Source organism: Mycobacterium sp. (genome assembly GCF_004298145.1).
Taxonomy (GTDB): domain Bacteria; phylum Actinomycetota; class Actinomycetes; order Mycobacteriales; family Mycobacteriaceae; genus Mycobacterium.
In genome coordinates, this window is sequence record NZ_SCRH01000038.1 from 320,113 (window position 1) to 342,551 (window position 22,439).

At 67.5% G+C, this 22,439-nt stretch carries 21 protein-coding genes; 3 read left to right on the forward strand and 18 right to left on the reverse strand.

The window, feature by feature from the left end; translation table 11 throughout:
- The first annotated feature begins 3 nt into the window (after window positions 1–3).
- Entirely contained in the window at window positions 4–558 is a 555-nt protein-coding gene (gene sigC / locus EPN51_RS15150; RefSeq protein WP_293044096.1) for an RNA polymerase sigma factor SigC, read from the forward strand.
- Here the strand turns inward: sigC and EPN51_RS15155 are convergent.
- The 4 genes from EPN51_RS15155 to EPN51_RS15170 are packed head-to-tail and all read right to left on the reverse strand — an operon-like array spanning window position 547 to window position 3,995.
- On the reverse strand, window positions 547–1,275 hold the full coding sequence (locus tag EPN51_RS15155; RefSeq protein ID WP_293043939.1) for a cobalt-precorrin-6A reductase: 729 nt from the start codon (window positions 1,273–1,275) through the stop codon (window positions 547–549). The two genes, sigC and EPN51_RS15155, sit on opposite strands and share 12 nt — an antisense overlap.
- A complete protein-coding gene (gene cobM / locus EPN51_RS15160) occupies window positions 1,275–2,030 on the reverse strand; it encodes a precorrin-4 C(11)-methyltransferase (protein ID WP_293043941.1) in 756 nt (251 codons plus the stop codon). The genes EPN51_RS15155 and cobM overlap by 1 nt, the downstream gene beginning before the upstream one ends.
- On the reverse strand, window positions 2,027–3,199 hold the full coding sequence (gene cbiE, locus EPN51_RS15165) for a precorrin-6y C5,15-methyltransferase (decarboxylating) subunit CbiE (protein WP_293043942.1): 1,173 nt from the start codon (window positions 3,197–3,199) through the stop codon (window positions 2,027–2,029). The genes cobM and cbiE overlap by 4 nt, the downstream gene beginning before the upstream one ends.
- A 46-nt stretch (window positions 3,200–3,245) precedes the next feature.
- Window positions 3,246–3,995, reverse strand: coding sequence for an SDR family NAD(P)-dependent oxidoreductase (locus EPN51_RS15170; RefSeq protein ID WP_293043943.1), 750 nt, complete (start codon window positions 3,993–3,995; stop codon window positions 3,246–3,248).
- Between the two features lie 35 nt (window positions 3,996–4,030).
- Between EPN51_RS15170 and EPN51_RS15175 the strand changes: the two genes are divergently transcribed.
- Entirely contained in the window at window positions 4,031–4,441 is a 411-nt protein-coding gene (locus EPN51_RS15175) for a F420-dependent biliverdin reductase (RefSeq protein WP_293043945.1), read from the forward strand.
- 10 nt (window positions 4,442–4,451) lie between these two features.
- Here the strand turns inward: EPN51_RS15175 and EPN51_RS15180 are convergent, their stop codons facing one another.
- The 3 genes from EPN51_RS15180 to EPN51_RS15190 form a co-directional block, all read right to left on the reverse strand.
- Window positions 4,452–5,021, reverse strand: a complete 570-nt coding sequence (locus EPN51_RS15180; RefSeq protein WP_293043946.1) for a hypothetical protein — start codon at window positions 5,019–5,021, stop codon at window positions 4,452–4,454.
- A gap of 31 nt (window positions 5,022–5,052) precedes the next feature.
- Window positions 5,053–7,704, reverse strand: coding sequence for a glycohydrolase toxin TNT-related protein (locus tag EPN51_RS15185; RefSeq protein ID WP_293043948.1), 2,652 nt, complete (start codon window positions 7,702–7,704; stop codon window positions 5,053–5,055).
- Window positions 7,705–7,811: 107 nt separating this feature from the next.
- A complete protein-coding gene (locus tag EPN51_RS15190; protein WP_293043950.1) occupies window positions 7,812–8,939 on the reverse strand; it encodes a Xaa-Pro peptidase family protein in 1,128 nt (375 codons plus the stop codon).
- Window positions 8,940–9,084: 145 nt separating this feature from the next.
- Here EPN51_RS15190 and EPN51_RS15195 point away from each other — a divergent pair, with 145 nt between their 5' ends.
- Window positions 9,085–10,041, forward strand: coding sequence for a 5'-3' exonuclease (locus EPN51_RS15195; RefSeq protein ID WP_293043952.1), 957 nt, complete (start codon window positions 9,085–9,087; stop codon window positions 10,039–10,041).
- Window positions 10,042–10,063: 22 nt separating this feature from the next.
- Here the strand turns inward: EPN51_RS15195 and EPN51_RS15200 are convergent, their stop codons facing one another.
- The 11 genes from EPN51_RS15200 to dop form a co-directional block, all read right to left on the reverse strand.
- A complete protein-coding gene (locus tag EPN51_RS15200; RefSeq protein WP_293043954.1) occupies window positions 10,064–10,825 on the reverse strand; it encodes a DUF4333 domain-containing protein in 762 nt (253 codons plus the stop codon).
- Between the two features lie 65 nt (window positions 10,826–10,890).
- Window positions 10,891–13,674 (reverse strand): RNA helicase, encoded by a 2,784-nt coding sequence (locus EPN51_RS15205; RefSeq protein ID WP_293044098.1) that lies wholly within the window; start codon window positions 13,672–13,674, stop codon window positions 10,891–10,893.
- Between the two features lie 19 nt (window positions 13,675–13,693).
- Window positions 13,694–14,650: a twin-arginine translocase subunit TatC gene (gene tatC, locus EPN51_RS15210; protein WP_293043956.1), complete on the reverse strand. Its 957-nt coding sequence runs from the start codon at window positions 14,648–14,650 to the stop codon at window positions 13,694–13,696.
- A 55-nt stretch (window positions 14,651–14,705) separates the two neighbouring features.
- On the reverse strand, window positions 14,706–14,984 hold the full coding sequence (tatA, locus tag EPN51_RS15215; RefSeq protein WP_293043958.1) for a Sec-independent protein translocase subunit TatA: 279 nt from the start codon (window positions 14,982–14,984) through the stop codon (window positions 14,706–14,708).
- Window positions 14,985–15,080: 96 nt separating this feature from the next.
- Complete coding sequence (locus EPN51_RS15220) at window positions 15,081–16,052, reverse strand: YafY family protein (RefSeq protein ID WP_293043960.1); 972 nt, start codon at window positions 16,050–16,052, stop codon at window positions 15,081–15,083.
- Window positions 16,049–17,047 (reverse strand): YafY family protein, encoded by a 999-nt coding sequence (locus EPN51_RS15225; protein WP_293043962.1) that lies wholly within the window; start codon window positions 17,045–17,047, stop codon window positions 16,049–16,051. Before EPN51_RS15225 ends, EPN51_RS15220 begins: the two co-directional genes overlap by 4 nt.
- A 206-nt stretch (window positions 17,048–17,253) precedes the next feature.
- Window positions 17,254–18,612, reverse strand: a complete 1,359-nt coding sequence (gene pafA / locus EPN51_RS15230) for a Pup--protein ligase (protein WP_293043964.1) — start codon at window positions 18,610–18,612, stop codon at window positions 17,254–17,256.
- A 221-nt stretch (window positions 18,613–18,833) separates the two neighbouring features.
- Window positions 18,834–19,604 carry a proteasome subunit alpha gene (gene prcA, locus EPN51_RS15235; RefSeq protein ID WP_293043966.1) on the reverse strand — a complete coding sequence of 257 codons (771 nt, stop codon included), beginning with the start codon at window positions 19,602–19,604 and terminating at the stop codon, window positions 18,834–18,836.
- A complete protein-coding gene (gene prcB, locus EPN51_RS15240; RefSeq protein WP_293043968.1) occupies window positions 19,601–20,476 on the reverse strand; it encodes a proteasome subunit beta in 876 nt (291 codons plus the stop codon). The genes prcA and prcB overlap by 4 nt, the downstream gene beginning before the upstream one ends.
- A complete protein-coding gene (locus EPN51_RS15245) occupies window positions 20,473–20,667 on the reverse strand; it encodes a ubiquitin-like protein Pup (protein ID WP_293043970.1) in 195 nt (64 codons plus the stop codon). Before EPN51_RS15245 ends, prcB begins: the two co-directional genes overlap by 4 nt.
- A gap of 129 nt (window positions 20,668–20,796) precedes the next feature.
- Entirely contained in the window at window positions 20,797–22,305 is a 1,509-nt protein-coding gene (gene dop / locus EPN51_RS15250; RefSeq protein ID WP_293043972.1) for a pup deamidase/depupylase, read from the reverse strand.
- Window positions 22,306–22,439: the final 134 nt, after the last annotated feature.

Below are 22,439 nucleotides of genomic sequence, written 5' to 3' on the forward strand. Positions count from 1 at the left end.
AGCATGATCGCGCCGAGCGACGACGAGGCCGTGACCGAGCTCGCGTTGTCAGCCGCACGCGGGAACGCGCGAGCGCTCGAGGCGTTCATCAAAGCCACCCAGCAAGACGTGTGGCGGTTCGTCGCCTACCTGTCCGATGCCGGCAACGCCGACGATCTGACCCAGGAGACTTTCCTGCGCGCCATCGGCGCCGTCGAGCGGTTCTCCGGACGCTCGAGCGCCCGGACGTGGCTGCTCTCCATCGCGCGCCGGGTGGTGGCCGATCACATCCGCCACCTGCAATCGCGGCCGCGCACTGCGCTGGGCGCCGATCCCGAACACGTCGTGCGCGGCGACCGCCACGCCCGCGGATTCGAAGACCTGGTTGAGGTGACGACGATGATCGCCGGCCTCAACCCCGAACAGCGGGAAGCGCTTCTGCTCACCCAGTTGCTCGGGTTGCCCTATGCCGACGCCGCCGCGGTGTGCGGCTGCCCGGTGGGCACCATCCGGTCGCGGGTCGCGCGTGCCCGCGATGCGCTGCTGGCCGATGGCGAGCTCGGCGACCTAACGGGCTAGCGCGCCAACCCATTCGGCGGCCTCGGCCACGGTGCCGACGGTCGACACGCCGGCCGGCAACGGTGGACGCGCCACCATCACCACCGGAACATTCAGCGCCGCAGCCGCATCCAGCTTCGCCCGCGTCATCTGCCCGCCGCTGTTCTTGGTGACCAGCGCGTCGATGCGGTGCCCGCGCAGCAGCGCGAATTCGTCGTCGTAGCCATACGGGCCGCGCGAGAGCACCAGCCGGTGATGACGCGGCAGCGAGGAGCTGTCCGGTTCGGTGACCGCCCGGATCAAAAACCACGCGTCGCTGTCAGCGAACGCCGGAACTCCCGAACGCCCCGTGGTGAGAAACACACGCGGATAGCCTTGCCGTGCAACGGTTTCAGCTGCATAAACATCCGACTCGACGACGGTGGCGGCGCCGGGATCCCACGCCGGGCGCGCCAGGATTAGATGAGGGATCCGTAATTCGCCACACACGGCGGCGGCGTGTGCGGTCATGGTGGCCGCGAACGGGTGGGTGGCGTCGACGACGGCGTCGATGCGTTCGTCGTGCAGCCAGCGCCGCAGGCCATCCACGCCGCCGAAGCCGCCGCTGCGCACCGCTCCGACGGGCAAGGCCGGATCCGGTACCCGGCCCGCCAGGGAGCTGATGACGTCGATGCGGGGGTGCAGGGCTTTCGCCAGTGCGCGCGCCTCGCCGGTGCCGCCGAGCAGCAAGACCCGCATCAGTGCCTGCTCCCCCGGGCTCGCCCCGCCGAATACAGGTAACTGTCGGTGAATTCCCCTGCGGTCAGAACGTCGCCGACCACGATGACGGCGGTCTTGGTGATGTTGGCCTCATGCATCTGCGCGGCGAGGTCGGCGAGTGTGCCGCGCAGCACCGTCTCCCGCGGCCAGCTCGCGAAAGCCACGACGGCGGCCGGCGTTTCGGGCCGGTAGCCGCCCGCGAGAAGCTGCGGGATGATGGCGTCGATCTGGGCGGCCGCCAAATGCAGGACCAGCGTGGCGGCGGACCGGGCGAGCGCAGCCAGCTCCTCGCCGGGGGGCATGGCTGTGGACAGGGTCGCCACCCGGGTCAGCGTCACCGTCTGCGCAACCCCGGGGACGGTGAGCTCACGTTTCAGGGCGGCCGCGGCCGCGGCGAAAGCCGGTACGCCGGGCACGATTTCGTAGTCGATACCCAGCGAGTCGAGGCGGCGGCACTGCTCGGCCAGCGCGCTGTAGAGCGACGGGTCACCGGAGTGCAGTCGCGCCACGTCATGCCCGGCGGCGTGCGCCTGGCTGAGTTCGGTGATGATCTGCTCCAACGTCAACGGGCCGGTGTCAACGATTTTCGCGTTCTCCGGGCAGAAGGTAAGCAGGTCGTCCGGCATGATCGACCCGGCGTACAGGCACACGGGGCACGATTGCAGGAGCCGTTGGCCGCGGACGGTGATCAGGTCGGCGGCGCCCGGGCCCGCGCCGATGAAGTACACCGTCATTTGGTCACCGCCCACTGGGTGACCGGGTAATGCGAGTGCCAGCCCGTGAAGCCGCCCAGCGCCGCGCCGTGATAGTGCTGGAAACGTCGCAGCTTTCCGCCTAAACGCGTATACGCTTGTGTAAGCACGGCTTCCGACTCGGTGGTGACCACATTGGCGACAAGCCGCCCGCCGGGGGGCAGCTTGTCGAGGCAGGCGTCGAGCAGACCGGGCCGGGTCAGTCCGCCGCCGATGAAGATGGCCGACGGCGGCTCGGCGCCATCGAAAGCGTCGGGGGCGTCGCCGCGTACGTCGATGCCGACGCCGAAAGCCGCGGCGTTGAATTCGACGTTGTGACGGCGTCGTTCGTCGCGTTCGAAAGCGACCGCGGCGCAACCCTGTCCGCTGAGGCACCACTCGACGCTGATGCTGCCCGAGCCCGCGCCGACGTCCCACAACCGCTCACCGGGGCGCGGTGCCAGCGCGGCCAGCGTCACCGCGCGCATTCCCTGTTTGGTGATTTGGCCGTCGTGGGTGAATGCGTCGTCGGGCGCGGGCGAAACGCGTTCGTCGGGCAGGTAGCGCACGGCGATCACGTTGAGGTCGTCGATGCCTCGCGGGGCGCCGTCGGCCCAGTCGCGGGCGGTGCCGTCGCGGCGATGTTCGTCTGGGCCGCCGAGTCTTTCGAGAACGGTGAACCGCGAATCGCCGCGGCCGTGTGCGTTGAGCAGCGCGGCCAGCTCGGCGGGTGTGGATTTGCTTTGCGACAGCACGATCGCTTGGCCGCCGCGGCGCACGGCGGTGTGCGGCTGCGCGGTGACCAGGCTGATCACTTCGGTGTCGTGGACGCTCCAGCCCATCCGCGCGCACGCCAGCGTCACCGAGGACACGTGCGGCAGCACCCGCACCTTCTCGGGGCCGTACAGCCGGGTCAGTGTGCCGCCGATGCCGTGCAACAGCGGATCGCCGCTGGCCACTACGTGGACGTCGCCCGCGTGGTCGTCGAGCAGGGTCTGCAGGGCGGGCAGCATGGGTGAAGGCCACTGCCGTCGGGGCGCCGGCACCGTGTCGTCGAGAAGGTCGAGTTGCCGCTTGGAGCCGTAAATTACCGTGGCCCTTCGGAGTTCGTCTCGCGATGCTTCGACGAGCCCGGCCATCCCGTCTGCGCCGATGCCGACCACGACGATCATGAGCGCCACTCCTCGTCGCTTCGCACCGCATCGTCGCCGGCGCCGATCATCGCGGCATCCTGCGCCACACGAACTGCGGCAGCAATCGCATCACGGCGGCCGCGGGCCCCAGCGCCCACGGGATCCACACGGTGCGTCGGCCTTTGGCCAGCGCACGCGCGGTCGCGGCGGCCACCCGCGCGGGCGTGCTGGGCAGCGGCGCGGGCGTCATGCCTTCCGTCATACGCCCGATGACAAATCCCGGGCGCGCAATCAGCAGCCGCACCCCGGTGCCGTGCAGCGCGTCGGCCAGGCCGCTCGCGAAACCGTCCAGGCCGGCCTTGGCCGAGCCGTAGACGTAGTTGGCCCGGCGCACGCGCGCACCGGCGATCGAGGAGAACACCACCAGTTGGCCGCGCCCGGCCGCACGCATCGCGGCGGCCAGGTGGGTGAGCATGCTGACCTGGGCGACGTAGTCGGTGTGCACGACGGCGACCGCGTGTGCGGCGTCGGTCTCGGCGCGGGGCTGGTCGCCCAGGATTCCGAAGGCCAGGACCGCGGTGCCGATGGGTCCGTGGTCGGCGATGACCGAGGCGACCAGCGGGGCGTGCGAGGCCAGGTCGTCGGCATCGAACTCCCTGGTGTCGACCGCGGTCGCACCGGCGGCTTTGAGCGCGCTGACCTGGTCGGCGAGCCGATCGGCGTTCCGCGCGGCCAGCACGACCGTCGCCCCCGGCGCGAGGCGTCGCGCCAGCTCCACCCCGATCTCGCTGCGCCCACCCAGGATTAGTATCGGGCCCGCGCTCGTGTCGTCCACGGCTGCGATTATTACCTGCGCTAGCGTGAGCGATGATGGCGAATACCACTACCCGGCTCACCGACGAGGCCCTGGCGTTTCTGTCGGAACGCCATCTGGCCATGCTGACCACGCTGCGAGCCGACAATTCGCCGCACGTGGTGGCGGTAGGTTTCACCTTCGACCCCAGGACGCACATCGCGCGGGTCATCACCACCGGCGGTTCACAGAAGGCGGTCAACGCCGATCGTGGCGGGCTGGCCGTGCTGAGCCAGGTCGACGGCGCGCGGTGGCTGTCGCTGGAGGGCCGATCCAAGGTCAATAGCGACGTCGACGCGGTGCGCGACGCCGAGCTGCGCTACGCCCAGCGCTACCGCACGCCCCGCCCCAACCCGCGACGGGTAGTCATCGAGGTTCAGGTGGAGCGGCTGCTGGGGTCGTCGGATCTGTTGGACCGGGGCGAGTAGTACGCACCTGTCAGCCCATTTCGGCGTTTACTCGTGTGATAACACTGTCCGGAAAGCCATCAAGAAGATACGCGTTTAGCTCATCATAAGAAAGCGGAAGGATGTGACTGTAGGGCATATCACCGCGCGTCATAATAAAGTATGCATCTGGATTACTTCGGAGCACATACTTGACCACTCGATCACTTGCAATCTGTGCGTCTACCTGCGGATCAAGGCCTTCGTCATCCCATTTCCAGCTGAGCGGTTCCAATCTGCAACTAATTCGGAGCGACTCCGCTATTTCATAAATCAGGAATTTTCCGGCATCGCGAACTTGTGAAAAGCTTCCTTTGGGGGTTTCGACGGGAACTTCACTACGTTCAGTCGACGCCCGGAGCACTCTGTAGTCGCCACCAGTACCTTCAAGTATGTACGCCCACCAGTCCGGGTAGGGAAAGCCGAAGCGAAAAGATAAGCGGCCGTCTTCCCAAGCTGCTTCATCGGGAGACGCTTCCCCTGCGTACCCATATATACGCCGCCAAGCGTTGTACCGGGCAATCAGTTCGGCAATATCAGGGTCGTCTTTTTCTAAAGTCACCCGTAGCTCCTTGGCGTCGATAAATAGCGTATCATTTCGGCGGCGTTATTTCTTTCAGAAGTCGCCTCTGAATCAACTCATCAACTGGCACTGGCCGTCCAGTTGATTTGTCAAATACGATCCACTGGTCGCCACCACCAGGTTGCCCAAATGCTTCTTTAGCCGGGCCATGTTGCACTACCCAATCTTTGCCTGGAGGTATTTCGCGGCCAGTGCCCTCGAATGCATGGTATTGGGCAGCCAATCCGGGCGGCGTCGCACGCTCTGCCAATGGAACGCCTTCAGGTGACAGGAAACCTCCCCCGTTAGGGCCTACGCGGTCCAAGTGGAGATCGACTGGAATATGATTACTCTCAAACGGGATTCCTGCGAATCCGTTCTTTGGTGCTTGAACGTCCCAGTCCCAAATTCTTTCGCCGCTTACACTCTTGATTGTGAATTCTCGATTGAATTCTTCTACGGTCCGGCCAGCTAACGGTTCATAACCGTCAAGGATGCTGCGCGGAATACCACCGTCAGCCAACCGCTGAAGCTCAGCCCCGGGATGGTCCAACACGCCCAAGGCACCCGACGTGGGTAAGGGGTAGTCGACACCGGGGATCTTTACTGGCGTTGGCTGTTCATGAGCACCGCCATTTCCGTCGGGTGTTTCACCTGTGCCGCCGTCATCTACGTCCTGGCCAGGCGAACCTTCGCCGTTTGACCGATCGCCCGGCGCATCACCATCGCCATGTCCGCTTGGATCTCCGCCGTGTGGCTCCCCGGGCGCGTGTTCACCCGGAGGGCCACCCTCGCCAGGTCCGTGCCAGCCATTGCCCGACATCGGCACTTCGGCCGGATGACCTTCGGGAGCCGCGAAATGGGGGGATGCCGGCGAAGGCGCCGGTGCGTGGGCAGTCAAAGGCGCGGCCTCACTGGGAGATCCGCTGGGCGATACCGACGGCGAATGGTCGAACGGTTGCGAAAGTGCCGATGGCAAGCGCTCGCCGGCAGCGGCGGGCGAACCGACGGCCGGTGCCGACGCGGGTTCGTGCGGGGCGCCAGCAGGCACCGATGCCGGCTCACGCGGACCCTCCGCCGGTACCGATGCGGGTTCATGCGGTGCCTTCGCCGACGTTTGAGGTACGTCCGGCGCCGCATCCGCCGGGCGCGGTGCCGACTCGACCGGCGCCTCAATCGGCTTACCGGTTGGCACTGCCACCGGAGTCCCACTGGGAGGCTCAACCTTCGGCAGGTCCTTGGTGACTCCTTCGAGGTTCTTGGTCAGATCGCCGCCCGCCCTGGTGATGTCGGTCAACCCAGCGCGTGCGCGGGCGAGCCCGCCAAGCCCTTCGGCCGCACCGGCACGCCCGGCCGCAGCCTCCGCCTCGGCGCCACGAGTGGCGGCCCCAGCACCGTCCACCGCAGCGCCCGCTTCGCCGGCCCCGGGTATAAGCAACGTGGCCAAGTCGAAGAGGTTTTCACCAGCGCCTAACCCCGGCCGGTCTCTTCTCCAATCTTCAAGATGCAGAAGGGATTTGATTTGCTGCAGTTCTGTATCCCCGGCCTCCTTGGGGTTGAGAACGGCGTTGAACAGACTTCCCTTCCACACGTTTTTCGCCAACCCCGTCCAGGTGGCGGCATACCCGTCGGGATCGACCGCACCCCACACCGGGAGGAGGTCGCCCATGCTGACCGCCATACCGACCGCGCCCTTGAGGACACCCTCGTTCGCGTTCAGCCACGTGTCGAACACTGTCGCCACCTGGTTTCCGACCGCCTCACCCAGAAAATCCTTGAGCTGGCCCCGCGTATATTTTTCGAGTTTGACGATGAGGCCGTCGACGACCTGCATCCCGCCTTTCACCATCTGCTCACCGGCGCGGGCTTCGCGCCCCAAGTCGTGCAGCACGCCGTCGATGTCTTGGGCGATCTTTTTGATCTCGTCGAGCGCGTCGCCTTTGACGATCAACATCAGGTCATGTCCCAGGTCGGATAATGACCCCAGCCGGTTCAGCAGATCGCGAATATGGTGGTGAGCTTGATTGACCTCGTCGGCGAACTTGTCGAGATTCGTCGCGAGCTTTCCGGACTGCTCGCCGATTTGCGCAAGGCAGTCGCCGACCTTCGACAGAGCATCATCGATCTTGTCGCCTTCGGGTATGTGTTGCCCATCGAATAGCGACTTCGAAGCGCTGAGTGCATTCTTCATGCCGCTCACCGTCGCGCCGAAACTGCGCCACCGGGCCGCGGCCGCATGCAGCGCGGCGACGTCGCCGTCCGGCCACACATCGTCGACGAAGGATTCCACTACCGCCCAAAGCAATGGCGGCGGCTCCCCTTTACCCCACGTCCCTGGGGGTCCGGGCGGCGTGAAATTGGGCGGTTCGGACGGTGCCTGCAGGACGCCGGCACCGCCACCCAGCGTCGAGGCCGCTTCGACCCTCGAATAGTTCGCTGCGCCTTGCCGTATGCGGGCCCCACATTGTCGGCACGCGTTGACGCCCGCCGCCGCCGCCTTCAAGAGCTGCTCTGCGGCATCCTGATATGCCAGACCGAACGTCGTACCGGCGGCATCCAAGCCCGTATGCGCCGAAAAGCCCGCCGTCAACACCGTCAGACTCGCGGCCAGACCATCACCGGCCGCAACCACGGCACTACCCGCGGCGTACATCGCCTCCGGATCAACGGCCAAGGGAGCCACGTGCGGAATTTTCGCGCAGGCCCGCACGTGGCCGCTACTCACCCCATGATCGGTGCCGCCAAGCTAGCCACGGTCACCTCGCCGTCACAATTCGTTCGGCCACAGCCTCAGGCCACGGGCACCACGATCAGTTCGTGCGGCCGGTTGTTGACGGCCAGGGCGCCGTCGTCGGTCACGACGACGATGTCCTCGATGCGCGCTCCCCAACGGCCCGGGAAGTAGATGCCCGGCTCGATAGAAAACGCCATGCCCGCCGTCAGCGGCAGGTCGTTTCCGGCGACGATGTAGGGCTCTTCGTGAACCGACAGGCCGATCCCGTGCCCGGTGCGGTGCACGAAATACTCGGCGAGCCCTTCCGCGGCCAACACATCGCGGGCGGCGGCGTCGACCTGCTCGGCCGTCACTCCGGGGCGGACCGCCTCGTAAGCCGCACGCTGAGCGCGCTGGAGGACCGAATAATGTTGGGATACCTCGGGATTCGGCTCACCGATGCTGTAGGTGCGCGTCGAGTCAGAGTTGTAGCCGGGTTCATAGGCGCCGCCGATATCGACAACGACGATGTCACCTACCTGTAGTTCGCGATCCGAATACCCGTGGTGCGGGTCGGCGCCGTGCGGCCCGGACCCGACGATGATGAATGCCACCTCCGAATGTCCTTCGGCCACAATGGCGTCCGCGATGTCGGCGGCGACGTCGGCCTCGGTGCGGCCGGCCACCAAAAACTCCGGCACCCGGGCGTGCACTCGATCGATGGCCGCCCCCGCTTTGCGTAGCGCGTCGACTTCGCATTCCTCCTTGACCATCCGCAGCGTGCGCAACACGTCGGTGGCCAGAACGGGCAATACGCCGAGCACACCGGCCAGCGGCAACAAGTGCAGCGCCGGCATGGAATCGGTCACGGCGGTCGCGACGGGGGCACCGCCCAGCGCGGCGCCCACCAGATCGTAGGGATTGTCGCCGTCGACCCAATCACGCACGGCCAGACCGAGTTCGGCGATGACCGACCCCTTGAGCGAGGCCAATTCCAGCCGCGGCACCACAACCGTCGGGTCACCGGATGCGGGCAACACCAGGGCGGTGAACCTCTCCAGCGTCTGGGCGCGCGACCCCACCAGGTAGCGCAGGTCATACCCGGGCGTGATCACCAGCCCCGCCAGATCCGCGGCCGTCGCCGCCGCGGCGGCCGCGGCCAGTCGGCGGGCATACACAGCTGCGTCGAAGCGATGCGACTCCATGGCAGCCAGGCTAACCGGGTGGATCCAACGTCGACTTGTTGTGCCGATTTGGCCCGTTGGTCGACAACGAGTCGACGTTCGGCGACGTGGGATTACCCGGCAGCGACGCGGGATTGCCCGGCGGCGACATGAGACCATAGTCCGCATGCGCCCACCGCTCGTGCTGCTCGATGGCGCCAGCATGTGGTTCCGCTCGTATTTCGGGGTCCCGTCCTCGATCACCGCCCCCGACGGCCGGCCCGTCAACGCCGTTCGGGGATTCATCGACTCCGTCGCCGTGGTGATCACCCAGCAGCGGCCCGGCCGGCTGGTGGTCTGCCTGGACCTGGATTGGCGGCCGCAGTTCCGGGTTGACCTCGTGCCGTCCTACAAGGCCCACCGCGTGGCCGAGGCGGAGCCGCGGGGCGAACCGGACGTCGAGGAGGTCCCGGACGGCCTGACGCCCCAGATCGACATGATCGCCGAACTGCTTGACGCCTTCGGGATTCCGACGGCGGGGGCGGAGGGCTTCGAGGCCGACGACGTGCTGGGCACGCTGGCGGCGCGGGAACGCGACGACCCGGTGGTGGTGGTCAGCGGTGACCGCGACCTGATGCAGGTGGTGTCCGACGATCCGGTCCCGGTGCGGGTGCTCTACCTCGGCCGCGGGCTGAGCAAAGCCACGCTGTTCGGGCCCGCCGAGGTGGCCGAACACTACGGCGTGCCGGTGGGGCGGGCCGGGCCCGCCTACGCCGAACTCGCGCTGCTGCGCGGCGATCCGTCCGACGGGCTGCCGGGGGTCCCGGGCGTCGGTGAGAAGACCGCGGCGACGCTGCTGGCCCAGCACGGTTCGCTGGATCAGATCCTGGCCGTCGCCCACGACCCGAAGTCGAAGATGGCGAAGGGCCTGCGGGCGAAACTGCTGGGCGCACTGGACTACATCGAGGCGGCCTGCCAGGTGGTGCGCGTGGCCACCGACGCGCCCGTCACCTTCTCGACCGCCAGCGACGAGCTACCGCTGGTCGCCGCCGACCCGCAACGAACCGCCACGCTGGCAACCGAACTCGGCGTGGGCTCGTCGATCGCCCGCTTGCAGAAAGCGCTCGACGCGCTGCCGACCTGAGGAACCCGGCGAACCCGGGACGCTACTGGGGACGGCCGACCTCGTAGGTGCCCTTGTTGTCCTGAAAGGTCACTGTCACGTGCTTCGACGCACCGTCGATGCTGACGTCGCAGTCGAACGTGGCGCCCTTCTTGACGGTCGGGTTTTGACCGTGGTTGCACTTGACGTCTTTGACGTTCTTCGCGCCGTAGCCGTTGGTTTCGTCGCTGAGGACCTGCAGGACCCCGGTCTGCGCCTTGCTGACGTCCAGCTTGGTGGTGACGAAGAATCCGGGCTGCCAGAAACCGAGCACCAGCACGACGATGATGAGCAGCAACGCGATCGCGCCGCCCACACCGGCGATCAGCCCGGCCGGTCGCTTCTTGCCGGGCTGCTCATAGGGCGGGTACTGCTGCGGGTACTGGCCCGGCTGACCGTACTGGCCGTACTGACCGTATTGGCCCGGCTGTGGATACTGGCCGGGCTGCGGGTATTGGCCGGGCTGCGCGTACTGCCCCGGCTGACCGTACTGGCCCGGCTGGGCGTATTGGCCCGGCTGACCGTACTGCCCGGGCTGCGCGTAGCCCGGCTGCTGGGGGTACTGCTGCGGATAGGGCTGCTCAGCCGGCTGTTGGTACTGCGGGTACTCGGCGGGCGGGGTGTAGGCGGGGGCCTGCCACGACGCCTCCTGGGTCGACTGGTCCTGCCAGGTCGGCGCCACCTGGGCCGGGTCCGACGAGTGGTCGCCGCCTTGACCTTGGCCGGGCGGTTGCCACTGCTGGTCCGATCCCTGCGGTCCGCTCATCTTTCTCCTCAGCCCCTTGTATCTCGGCATGAACTATCAGCGCTTAACGGTAGCTGCGGCCCAGCCTACCCGGCGTCAACTGCGACGACGCCGCGCCGAATGTCGGTGATCGCCCGCTTCGCGGTGGCCCGCAACTCGGCATCCGGGGCGGCGTTGCGCACCTGATCCAGCAGGTCAAGCGCCTGCCGACACCAGCGCACGAAATCGCCCGCCAGCAGGGGTGAGCCGGTGCCGGCCGGATCGGCCGCCGCCAGCGACGCGGCCAGATCACCGGTCCTGGCCCAGCGGTAGATGACATTGACGAAGCCGTCGTCGGGTTCGCGACTCGGGGCGATCCGGTGCGTCTGCTCATCGGCGCGCAGCGCCATCGACAGCCTCGACGTCTGCTGCAGCGCCCGCCGCAATTGCTGGGTGGGGGCGTCGGCCGCGAACCCCGCACCCGGCCCGTCCCCGCCTCGGCTTTCGTACAGAACCGAGGAGACCACCGCCGCCAGCTCGGCCGGCTTCAACCCCGACCATGCGCCGCTGCGCAGGCATTCGGCGACCAGCAGGTCGCTTTCGCTGTAGATGCGCGCCAGCAGGCGCCCGTCGTCGGTGACGCGGGGATCACCGTCACGCCCCTCGATGAACCCCCGCTCGGTGAGCAGCCCGACGATCCGATCGAAGGTTCGGGCCAGCGAATTGGTCTCCGCCGCAACTTTTTTCTCCAGTTGCGCGTTGTCGCGTTCGATCCGCAGGTAACGCTCGGCCTGCCGGACCTGCGCTTCCAGGCCGGCCGTGTTGTGCGACGGGTGTCGGCGCAGCTGTTCGCGCAGGGACGCCAGCTCCGGGTCATGAAAGGCGCCGTCGGTGTCCCCGCGGCCGCCGCGGTGCCTGGCCGGAATGGTCAGCCCGGCGGCCGCCGACCGCAGTGCCGAGGCCAGATCACGTCGGACCCGTGGCTGCCGGTGCTCGACCCGCTTGGGCAGTGACATCGAACCGACCGGTGCGGACACGCCCGAATAGTCGGCCGAGGAAATCCTTCCCGCCCAGCGGTTTTCGGTCAGCACCAACGGGCGCGGGTCGGAACTGTCGCGGGCCGATTCCAGCACCACGGCCAGTCCACCGCGCCGGCCCTGGGTGATGTTGATGATGTCGCCCCGGCGCAGCGCGGCCAGCGCATCGGTGGCCGCCTGCCGTCGCTGCAACCGCGAGGCACGTGACTGCGCCCGCTCCATCTCGGAGATGCGCGCACGCATCCGGGCGTATTCCAGGATCGGCGCCTTGGGTCCGCCCAGCTCGGCGGCGATCTCGCCGAGCATCGCGCTGCCCCGCTCGATCCCACGCACCAGCCCGACGACGGAGCGGTCGGCCTGATACTGCGCAAATGACTGCTCGAGCAACCGATGTGCCTGCTCGGGCCCCATCTGGCGTACCAGGTTGATCGTCATGTTGTACGACGGGGCGAACGAACTGCGCAGCGGGAAGGTGCGGGTGGAGGCCAGCCCGGCCACCGCGGCGGGTTCGGTGGTTTCTTCGTTGGGATTCCAGAGCACCACCGCATGGCCCTCGACATCGATGCCGCGCCGCCCGGCGCGCCCGGTCAGCTGGGTGTACTCCCCCGGCGTCAGCGCCATGTGCTGCTCGCCGTTGAACTTGACCAGCCGCTCGAGCACCACGGTGCGGGCGGGCATATTGATCCCGAGCGCCAGGGTCTCGGTGGCGAACACGGCCCTGACGAGCCCGGCGGTGAAGAGCTCTTCGACCGTGTGCCGGAAGGCGGGCAACATGCCGGCGTGGTGGGCGGCCAAACCACGCAGCAGCCCCTCCCGCCACTCGTAATAGCCGAGCACGGCCAGGTCGGAGTCGGCGAGATCGCCGCAGCGATGCTCGATCACCTCGGCGATCTGCGCGCGCTCCTCCTGAGTGGTCAGCTGCAAGGGCGAACGCAGGCATTGCTGGACGGCGGCGTCACAGCCGGCCCGCGAGAACACGAACGTGATCGCCGGCAGCAGCCCCTCGGAATCCAGGGTCGCGATCACGTCCGGGCGCCCCGGTGTGCGGTAGAAGCGGGGCCTGCCGGACCCCGCTGACGAACGCCCGCGTCCGGCGCTTCGCCGCGGCTGCCAGTCCGACATGCGATCGGCCTCGCGGCGATGCGCGATGTGCCGCGACAGATCCGGGTTAACGCGCGGCTCGCGAGCGGCACCCGGTTGCGCGGGGGCTTCCGAATTCCGGTAGTCGAAGAGGTCGAAAAGCCGCTTGCCCACCAACACGTGTTGCCACAGTGGCACCGGTCGGTGCTCGTCGACCACGACCGTCGTATCGCCGCGCACGGTCTGGATCCAGCCGCCGAACTCCTCGGCGTTGCTCACCGTCGCCGACAGGCTGACCACCCGCACCTCGTCGGGCAGGTGCAGGATCACTTCTTCCCACACCGGCCCCCGCATCCGGTCGGCCAGGAAATGCACCTCGTCCATCACTACGTACGAAAGTCCCCGCAGCGCAGGAGAATCCGCGTAGAGCATGTTGCGCAGCACTTCGGTCGTCATGACCACCACGGGCGCATCGGCGTTTACCGACATGTCCCCGGTGAGCAGGCCGATGCGGTCGCGGCCGTAGCGCGCCGTCAGGTCGGTGTGCTTCTGGTTGCTCAGCGCTTTCAACGGCGTGGTGTAGAAGCACTTGCCACCGGCCGCCAGCGCCAAGTGCACCGCGAATTCGCCGACCACCGTCTTGCCGGCCCCGGTCGGCGCGCAGACCAGCACCCCGTGGCCGCGTTCGAGCGCCGCGCACGCCCGACGCTGAAAGCCGTCGAGCGCGAAGGGCAGGTCCGCGGTGAACCGGGTGAGCTCGACCAGCTCCGCCACCTCGTGCGGTATCGACGGTTCAGGTGACATCGTCGTGTTGCCCGGCGGTGACCGAGGGCTCCGGTATCGCGGTGGGCCGATCGATGACCGATGCTTCGTCGTCGGGGATCACCGCCTGGGCTTCGCGTTTGGCCTTCCGCTTGTCGTGAAGCCGGGTGATCTGGATGGCGAACTCGAGCAGCACGGACAGCGCCAACCCGAGCGCGGTCATCGAAAACGGATCGGATCCTGGCGTGAATACGGCCGCGAACACGAACATCGCGAAGATCAGACCACGCCGCCACGACTTGAGCCGCTGGTAGGTCAGTAGCCCCACCGTGTTGAGCATGACGATCAGCAGCGGGAATTCGAAGCTGACGCCGAACACCACCAGCAGATTGATCAGGAACCCGAAATACCGGTCGCCGGACAGGGCGGTCACCTGCACGTCGCTGCCGACGGTCAACAAGAAGCCCAGCGCCTTGGACAGCACGTAGTAGGCCAGCGCCGCGCCCGCGCCGAAGAGCACGACGGCCGGGACCACGAATGCGATCGCGAAGCGGCGCTCCTTCTGGTAGAGCCCGGGCGTGATGAACGCCCACAGCTGGTAGAACCACACCGGGCAGGCCAGCACCACCCCGGCCGTCAGCCCCACCTTCAGCCGCAGCATGAACTGGTCGAACGGCGCGGTAGCCAGCAGCCGGCATTGCCCGTTGGCGCTGATGTCCGCGCGCGCCGACTGCGGCAGCGAACAGTAGGGATGACGCAGCCATTCACCGAGGCTTTCCAGCCCGAAGATCGAATGCGAATACCAGACGAACCCGAAAATCGTGGTCAGCACGATCGCCGCCAGGGAAATCAACAGCCGGGTGCGCAGCTCGGTGAGGTGGTCGACCAGCGACATGGTCGCGTCCGGGTTGGTGCGACTGCGTCGGTTACGTGGGTTGAGGCGTTTCAGCACGCCGGAAGTGCGCGCTGAAACCTTGAATGTTTTCACGATGCTCGTCTAGGGCTCGGTCAGGGGCGCTCGGGCACCGCGACGATGATGGCGGCTACGCCGGGCGTGCTTCGCTGTGCCCCTGCTCGCTGGGCGCCGGGGGATCGACCCGCTGCGACTGCACGGGCGTCGGGTTCGCCGCGGACGCGTCACCCGGGGTGCCCAGGGCCGACGTTTCCGCCTTGGTCTCGCTCTGCATTTCCCGGATCTCCGACTTGAAGATCCGCATCGATTTGCCCAAGGAACGCGCCGCATCGGGGAGCTTCTTGGCGCCGAACAGCAGGATCACCACGACCGCGAGGATCGCCCAGTGCCACGGACTAAGACTGCCCACTTTGATTACCTCCAGACGTTCACCCGATGCTACCGCAGTAGCGCCACGCGGCGGTGGGCCCGCGCCACGCCGCGGTGGGCCATATCGCCTGGACTTTTATGAGCTGAGGGCTTCATAGGACGTCACGGCGGCCGCCGCGGCATCCCGCACCCGCCGCACCAGCGACCCCGGCGCCAGAACCTGCACGGCGGGCCCCAACCCCAGCACCAGCCGCGTCATCCAGTCCTCGGAGGCGTAGGTCATGACCGCCTCGCAGGATCCGTCCGGCAACTCGCGCACGTCGCGCATCGGGTAGTACTCGAACATCCAGGACGCCGCGGGCGCCACCCGCAGCGTGGCGAACGGCAGCGACGGATCCCCGTCGAACAGCGAGGTGTCGGGCGGCGCGTGCAGCACCGGCTCCGGCGGCGCGGCGGGCTCGTTGAGCTCGCTGGCGTCCACGATCCGGTCGAAGCGGAACAGCCGGACCCCTTCGGCCTCGCGGGACCAGGCCTCCAGGTAGCTGTGGCCGCCGATCAGCAGCACCCGAATGGGATCGACGACGCGGCTGGTGAGCGTGTCGTGCGAGGCGGAGTAGTAATCGATGGCCAGCGCGTGTTTGGACTGCACGGCCGCGCGCACCGCGGCGGCGGCCCGACTCTCCGCCGGCGCGGGCTCGTCGACGACCGTCGCGGCGTGCGTGGCGTCGTATCCGACGGCCCCCGCGGCGTCCTCGATCTTGGCGATCGCACTGCGCGCGGCTTCGGGGTCGACGACACCGGGAATGTCGGCCAGCGCCCGCAGCGCCACCAGCAGGCCGGTGGCCTCCGGAGAGGTGAGCTTGAGTGGGCGGTCGATACCGGCGGAGAACGCCACCTCGATGGTGTCCCCGGAGAACTGGAAATCGATGAGGTCCCCCGGGAAGTAGCCGGGAAGGCCGCACATCCAGAGCTGGTTGAGGTCGTCCTCGAGTTGCTTGGCCGATACCCCGAGATCGGCGGCGGCCTTGGCCCGGGTCACGCGCGGGTTGGCCTGAAAGTACGGGACCATGTTCAGCAGCCGCACCAGGCGGGTGGAGATGGGGGTCATGCGGACACGCCCGCATGGGCCCGCAACCGGGCCAGCACGTCGTCGCGCAGCGACTGCGGCTCGAGCGCCAGGGCGTCGGCGCCGTAACCGGCGATGTCACGGGCCAGCTGGTCGGTGGATCGGATGTCGAGTTCGATCACCTCGCCGTCGCGCCCACCCAGCCGCCGTTCGCCAACGGGCCTGCCGGCGCGGCGCAATGCGGTGGCCCGCCCGTCGGCCACCCATACCCGGGCGGGCCCGCCGGCCGGCGCCGCTGAAACGTCGGTGACCGTCTGGGCCACGATCTTGCGCAGGTCAATCCCTTCGGGCACGGTGACGGCGCCCGGCGGGCCGATCGGCATGACGTCGGGACCGATCCGGGAGAGCCGGAAGGTGCGGGTGGCGTCGCGGTCGCGGTCGTGGCCCACCAGATACCAGCGGCCTTTCTCGGTGACGACGCCCCACGGCTCGACGGTTCGGGTGGCGTACGACTCGGCCCGCGACGGCCGGTGCGGAAACTGCACGGCCTGTCGGGAGTCGATCGCGGACAACAGGATTCCGAGAACGTCCTCCGAGCCACGCAGACCCGGCACTCCGACCGGCGACGCGATCGCGACCGGCGCGTCCGGATCGACGTCGACCCCGGCCGCGCGGAGTTTGAGCAGGGCGCCCTGGGTGGCGGTGATCAGTTCGGGCGACTCCCACAGCTGGGTCGCGACGGCCACCGCGGCCGCCTCGTCGGGGGTCAGGTCGACGGGTGCGAGCGAATAGGCGTCGCGGTTGATCCGGTAGCCCTCACATGCGTCCCAGGCCGAGACCCTGCCGACCTCGAGCGGGATGCCGAGGTCGCGCAGCTCGTTCTTGTCGCGTTCGAACATGCGGGAGAACGCCTCGGCACTAGCGCTGTCCGAATAACCCGCCACGCTCGACCTGATCTTTTCCGCCGTGATGTACCCGCGGGTGGACAGCAGGGCGATGACCAGGTTCACCAACCGTTCGACTTTTGACGTCGCCATCGGGACCAGATTATTCGATGGTCGGCGCCCGGCGCTTCCACCGGCGCACCGCGTCGCACTATTCCCCATCACCACCTCAGTCTCGAGTTGGGAGGGCAACACCGATTCGCAAACCTGCAAGCGCCCGCGCTGGCGCGTTTGCGATGCGCACTTCAGCGCCAAGACGTGCCGTAGGGCCGGCGTGGCGGGCGGTGAGCCGACGGCGGCTACATGCTCGCGATCAGCCGCTTGACCCGCTCGTCGACCGCGCGGAAGGGGTCCTTGCACAGCACGGTCCGCTGCGCCTGGTCGTTGAGCTTGAGGTGCACCCAGTCGACGGTGAAGTCGCGGCCGGCCGCCTGGGCGGCGCTGATGAACTCACCACGCAGCCGCGCCCGGGTGGTCTGCGGCGGATTGTCAACCGCCTCCGCGATGTCCTCGTCAGTGGTGACGCGGGTCGCAAGCCCCTTGCGCTGCAGCAGATCGAAGACGCCGCGCCCGCGTTTGATGTCGTGGTAGGCCAGGTCCAGCTGGGCGATCTTCGGGTCGGACAGCTCCATGTTGTAGCGATCCTGGTAGCGCTGGAACAGCTTGCGCTTGATCACCCAGTCGATCTCGGTGTCCACCTTGGCGAAGTCCTGGCTCTCGACCGCGTCGAGCTGGCGGCCCCACAGGTCGACGATCTGCTCGATCTGGGCGTTGGGCTCCCGGGTCTGCAGGTGTTCGACCGCGCGGCCGTAGTACTCCCGCTGGATGTCCAGCGCGCTGGCCTGACGCCCGCCCGCCAGCCGCACCGGCCGGCGGCCGCTGATGTCGTGGCTGACCTCACGGATGGCGCGGATGGGGTTGTCCAGCGAGAAATCCCGGAACGGCACCCCGGCTTCGATCATCTCGAGCACCAGCGCGGCGGTGCCCACCTTGAGCATGGTGGAGGTTTCGCACATGTTGGAGTCGCCGACGATCACGTGCAGCCGCCGGTACTTCTCGGCGTCGGCGTGCGGCTCGTCGCGGGTATTGATGATCGGCCGGCTGCGGGTGGTGGCCGAGGAAACACCCTCCCAAATGTGCTCGGCGCGTTGGGAAAGGCAGAACGTTGCGGCCTTGGGGGTCTGCAGCACCTTGCCGGCGCCGCAGATCAGCTGGCGCGTGACCAGAAACGGCAGCAGGACATCGGAGATCCGGGAGAACTCGCCGGCCCGCACGATCAAGTAGTTCTCGTGGCAACCGTATGAGTTGCCCGCCGAATCGGTGTTGTTCTTGAACAGGTAGATGTCGCCGCCGATGCCCTCATCGGCGAGCCGCTGCTCGGCGTCGATGAGCAGGTCTTCGAGCACCCATTCGCCGGCGCGGTCATGGGTGACCAGCTGCACCAGGCTGTCGCACTCGGCGGTGGCGTACTCGGGGTGGCTTCCCACGTCGAGGTAGAGCCGGGCGCCGTTACGCAGGAAGACGTTGGAGCTGCGGCCCCAGGACACGACGCGGCGAAACAAGTAGCGGGCCACCTCGTCCGGGCTGAGCCGCCGATGGCCGTGGAATGTGCAGGTGACCCCGAACTCGGTCTCGATGCCCATGATTCGCCGCTGCACGTAATCGAGCGTACTGGTTGTGCGAGCGCGGCGGTGGGCAAGCCGCGCGTATCGATCCGACGAAGTTTTTCGCACGCCCTTTTCCGGGCCGCCCCGGGACCATTGCGGCAACGGAGGATCCGGCGCACACACTGACGACTTGAGAGCTCACCAGCACCTTGAGCACCACCAAGCCCACCAGTACCGGCGGCGGGAAGCCGCCGATCCACTTCGGGCCGGGTCTAGCCGGACGGTCCGCCGTCCGAATCCGACTGTTCGCCCTCGCCTTCGGACCCATTCGAATCCAGCTCGCGCAGCAAATTTTCCAGGGTGGCGCGGTTGATCCGCCGAAAGGCCCGTCGCGGCCGGTTGACGTCCAAGATCGCGACCTCCAGGCTGCCCACGTCCAGGGTGGACTGGTCCCCGTTCGAGGATTCGCTGCCGGCCCGCAACGCCTTCACCGCGATGCGTGTGGCCTCGCGCAGATTGGCGTTTTCGGCGTAAGACTCCTTGAGCGCGGTGGTGATCGGCTCGGTCGTGCCGCCCATCACCACGAAGTGCGGCTCGTCGGCGATCGATCCGTCATAGGTAATCCGGTACAACTCAGGCGGTTTCGTCTCGCCGTAGTGCGCCACCTCGGCGACGCACAATTCCACCTCGTAGGGCTTGGCCTGTTCGGTGAAGATGGTGCCCAGCGTCTGCGCGTAGACGTTGGCCAGCTGGCGCCCGGTGACGTCGCGGCGGTCGTAGGCGTAGCCGCGGGTGTCGGCGAATTGGATTCCGCCACGGCGCAAATTGTCGAATTCGTTGAACTTGCCCGCGGCGGCAAAGCCCACGCGATCGTAGAGTTCGCTGATCTTCTGCAACGACCGCGACGGGTTCTCCGCGACAAAGAGCACGCCGCCGGCGTAGACCAGGGCGACCACGCTCTTGCCCCGCGCGATGCCCTTACGCGCGAGTTCGCTGCGCTCGCGCATCGCCTGTTCGGGCGAGATGAAATACGGGAAACTCACTTCTCACCACCATCGGGGCCGAAAGTGTCAACGCGCGAACGGCTTTCGATTACTTCGCGAGCCAGTTCCGCGATGCGACTCTCCGGCACTTCGAGCGCCCCCTCGGCGCCGATGGTGACCGCCGTGGGATAGATACCGCGGACCAGATCCGGCCCGCCGGTCGCGGAATCATCATCGGCCGCGTCGTAGAGCGCCTCGATCGCAACGCGCACCGCCGAATCGGCATCGGTGACCTGCGAGTACAACTTCTTCATCGACGACTTGGCGAAAATCGAGCCCGAGCCCACCGACTGGTAGCCCTCCTCCTCCAAGTTCCAGCCACCGGCCGCGTCGAACGAGACGATACGGCCGGCGCTTTCCGGATCGGCCGCGTGGATGTCGTAGCCCGCCAGCAACGGCAACGCCACCAGCCCCTGCATGGCGGCGGCCAGGTTGCCGCGCACCATGATCGCCAGCCGGTTCACCTTGCCGGCAAACGTGAGCGGGACGCCTTCGAGTTTCTCGTAGTGCTCGAGTTCCACGGCGTAGAGGCGGGCGAACTCCACGGCGATCGCGGCGGTGCCGGCGATGCCGGTGGCGGTGTAGTCATCGGTGATGTACACCTTCTTGACGTCACGCCCGGCGATCATGTTGCCCTGCGTCGAGCGCCGGTCGCCGGCGAGCACCGCGCCGCCGGGATATTTCAGCGCGACGATGGTGGTCCCGTGGGGTAGCTGCGGCCCGGCGCTTCCCGACTGGGCGGCCCCGAGGCTGGCAGGCAGCAACTCCGGCGCCTGGCGGCGCAGGAAGTCAGCAAACGAGGAAAGGTCTACTGCGGGGTTTCCCGGAAGTGCGGAATTAATGGACAGGCGATCAGAGAACTGCCAGGTCACTGGCCGCCCTTTTGGACGTATGCCCGGACGAAGTCCTCAGCGTTCTCCTCGAGAACGTCGTCGATCTCGTCGAGCAAATCGTCAGTCTCCTCGGACAGCTTCTCCCGGCGCTCTTGGCCCGCGGCCGTGCTGCCGGCGAAGTCGTCCTCGTCGTCGCCACCGCCACCACGCTTGGTCTGCTCCTGCGCCATCGCCGCCTCCTGCATTGTCTGGGCCTGCTGAATGGCTTTTCATTGTCACGTTCAATGTCAGGCCACGCTTGCCCGTTGGTCTTTCCTACCCTACCGGTCAACCCCGACGTTCCCCGGCTGAACCGGCGTCTAGCTGGTGAGTCGTTCTACCAGTTCCGCGGCGCTGTCCACTGAGTCCAGCAGCGCTCCCACGTGCGCTTTGCTGCCGCGCAGTGGCTCCAGCGTCGGAATGCGGACCAAGGAATCGCCCCCCAGATCGAAGATCACGGAGTCCCAACTGGCCGCGGCGATGTCGGCGCCGAACCGGCGCAAGCATTCACCGCGAAAGTACGCGCGGGTGTCCGTCGGCGGATTGTCCACCGCTTCGAGCACCTGGTGTTCGGACACCAGACGCTTCATCGAGCCGCGCGCGACGAGCCGGTTGTACAGGCCCTTGTCCAGCCGGACATCGGAATATTGCAGGTCGACCAGGTGTAGCCGCGGCGCCGACCAGCTCAGGTTCTCCCGCTGCCGGAACCCTTCGAGCAGGCGCAGCTTGGCGGGCCAGTCCAGCAGCTCGGCGCATTCCATGGGGTCGCGCTCCAGTTGGTCGAGCACGTGCGCCCAGGTTTCGACGATGTCGGCGGCGCGCGGGTCCGGGTCGCGGCTATCGACCAGCTTCGCCACCCGATCAAGGTAAACCCGTTGCAGGGCAAGCCCGGTCAGCTCCCGACCATCGGCCAGGGCCACCGCGGCACGCAGCGATGGATCGCGGCTGATCGCGTGCACCGCGTGCACCGGCCGGGCCAGCGCCAGGTCGCTCAGGTCGATGCCGTGTGCCGGGCCCTCTTCGATCAGGTCCAGCACCAGCGAAGTGGTGCCCAGTTTCAGGTAGGTCGACGTCTCGGCGAGGTTGGCGTCGCCGATGATGACGTGCAGCCGTCGGTACCGGTCGGCGTCGGCGTGTGGCTCGTCGCGGGTGTTGATGATGCCGCGCTTGAGGGTGGTTTCCAGGCCGACCTCGACCTCGATGTAGTCCGAGCGTTGCGACAGCTGAAAGCCGGCCTCGTCACCCGAGGGTCCGATCCCGACCCGTCCGGAGCCGGTGATCACCTGCCGCGAGACCAGAAAGGGGGTCAGCCCGGCGATGATCGCCGAGAACGGCGTCTGCCGCGACATCAGATAGTTTTCGTGCGACCCGTAGGAGGCGCCCTTGCCGTCGACGTTGTTCTTGTAGAGCTGCAATTTCGCGGCCCCGGGCACGCTGGCGACGTGCCGGGCGGCCGCCTCCATCACCCGCTCGCCGGCCTTGTCCCAGATCACGGCGTCCAGCGGGTCGGTGCATTCGGGTGCGGAGTATTCGGGGTGCGCGTGGTCGACGTAGAGCCGGGCCCCGTTGGTCAGGATCATGTTGGCCGCTCCGACCTCGTCGGCGTCGACCACCGGGGGCGGCCCGGCCGAGCGGCTCAGGTCGAACCCGCGGGCGTCACGCAGCGGCGATTCCACCTCGTAGTCCCAACGGGTGCGCTTGGCGCGCTGAATGCCCGCCGCCGCCGCATACGCCAAAACCGCCTGTGTCGACGTGAGGATCGGGTTGGCAGTCGGGTCCGATGGCGATGAAATGCCGTATTCGACCTCCGTTCCGATAATCCGTTGCATGCTTCAAAGACTAGGCGAGGTGCGGAATTGACCTTCTCCGGGGCGTCGGCGCCCTAGAGCCGCGCAAAGTTGACCTGCACCGACAACTGGCTCATCGATGACCGCGTGTGCTGTTGACGACGTTGACGGCGGTG

Excerpts from the sequence above, each read along its gene's own strand:
- EPN51_RS15220 (WP_293043960.1), bottom strand. The coding sequence starts at position 16,052 with ATGACCCCCATCTCCACCCGCCTGGTGCGGCTGCTGAACATGGTCCCG.
- dop (WP_293043972.1), bottom strand. The coding sequence starts at position 22,305 with ATGCAACGGATTATCGGAACGGAGGTCGAATACGGCATTTCATCGCCA.
- EPN51_RS15155 (WP_293043939.1), bottom strand. The coding sequence starts at position 1,275 with ATGCGGGTCTTGCTGCTCGGCGGCACCGGCGAGGCGCGCGCACTGGCG.
- EPN51_RS15190 (WP_293043950.1), bottom strand. The coding sequence starts at position 8,939 with ATGGAGTCGCATCGCTTCGACGCAGCTGTGTATGCCCGCCGACTGGCC.
- EPN51_RS15200 (WP_293043954.1), bottom strand. The coding sequence starts at position 10,825 with ATGAGCGGACCGCAGGGATCGGACCAGCAGTGGCAACCGCCCGGCCAA.
- EPN51_RS15195 (WP_293043952.1), top strand. The coding sequence starts at position 9,085 with ATGCGCCCACCGCTCGTGCTGCTCGATGGCGCCAGCATGTGGTTCCGC.
- EPN51_RS15245 (WP_293043970.1), bottom strand. The coding sequence starts at position 20,667 with ATGGCGCAGGAGCAGACCAAGCGTGGTGGCGGTGGCGACGACGAGGAC.
- cobM (WP_293043941.1), bottom strand. The coding sequence starts at position 2,030 with ATGACGGTGTACTTCATCGGCGCGGGCCCGGGCGCCGCCGACCTGATC.
- cbiE (WP_293043942.1), bottom strand. The coding sequence starts at position 3,199 with ATGATCGTCGTGGTCGGCATCGGCGCAGACGGGATGGCCGGGCTCGTC.
- EPN51_RS15175 (WP_293043945.1), top strand. The coding sequence starts at position 4,031 with ATGGCGAATACCACTACCCGGCTCACCGACGAGGCCCTGGCGTTTCTG.
- sigC (WP_293044096.1), top strand. The coding sequence starts at position 4 with ATGATCGCGCCGAGCGACGACGAGGCCGTGACCGAGCTCGCGTTGTCA.
- EPN51_RS15225 (WP_293043962.1), bottom strand. The coding sequence starts at position 17,047 with ATGGCGACGTCAAAAGTCGAACGGTTGGTGAACCTGGTCATCGCCCTG.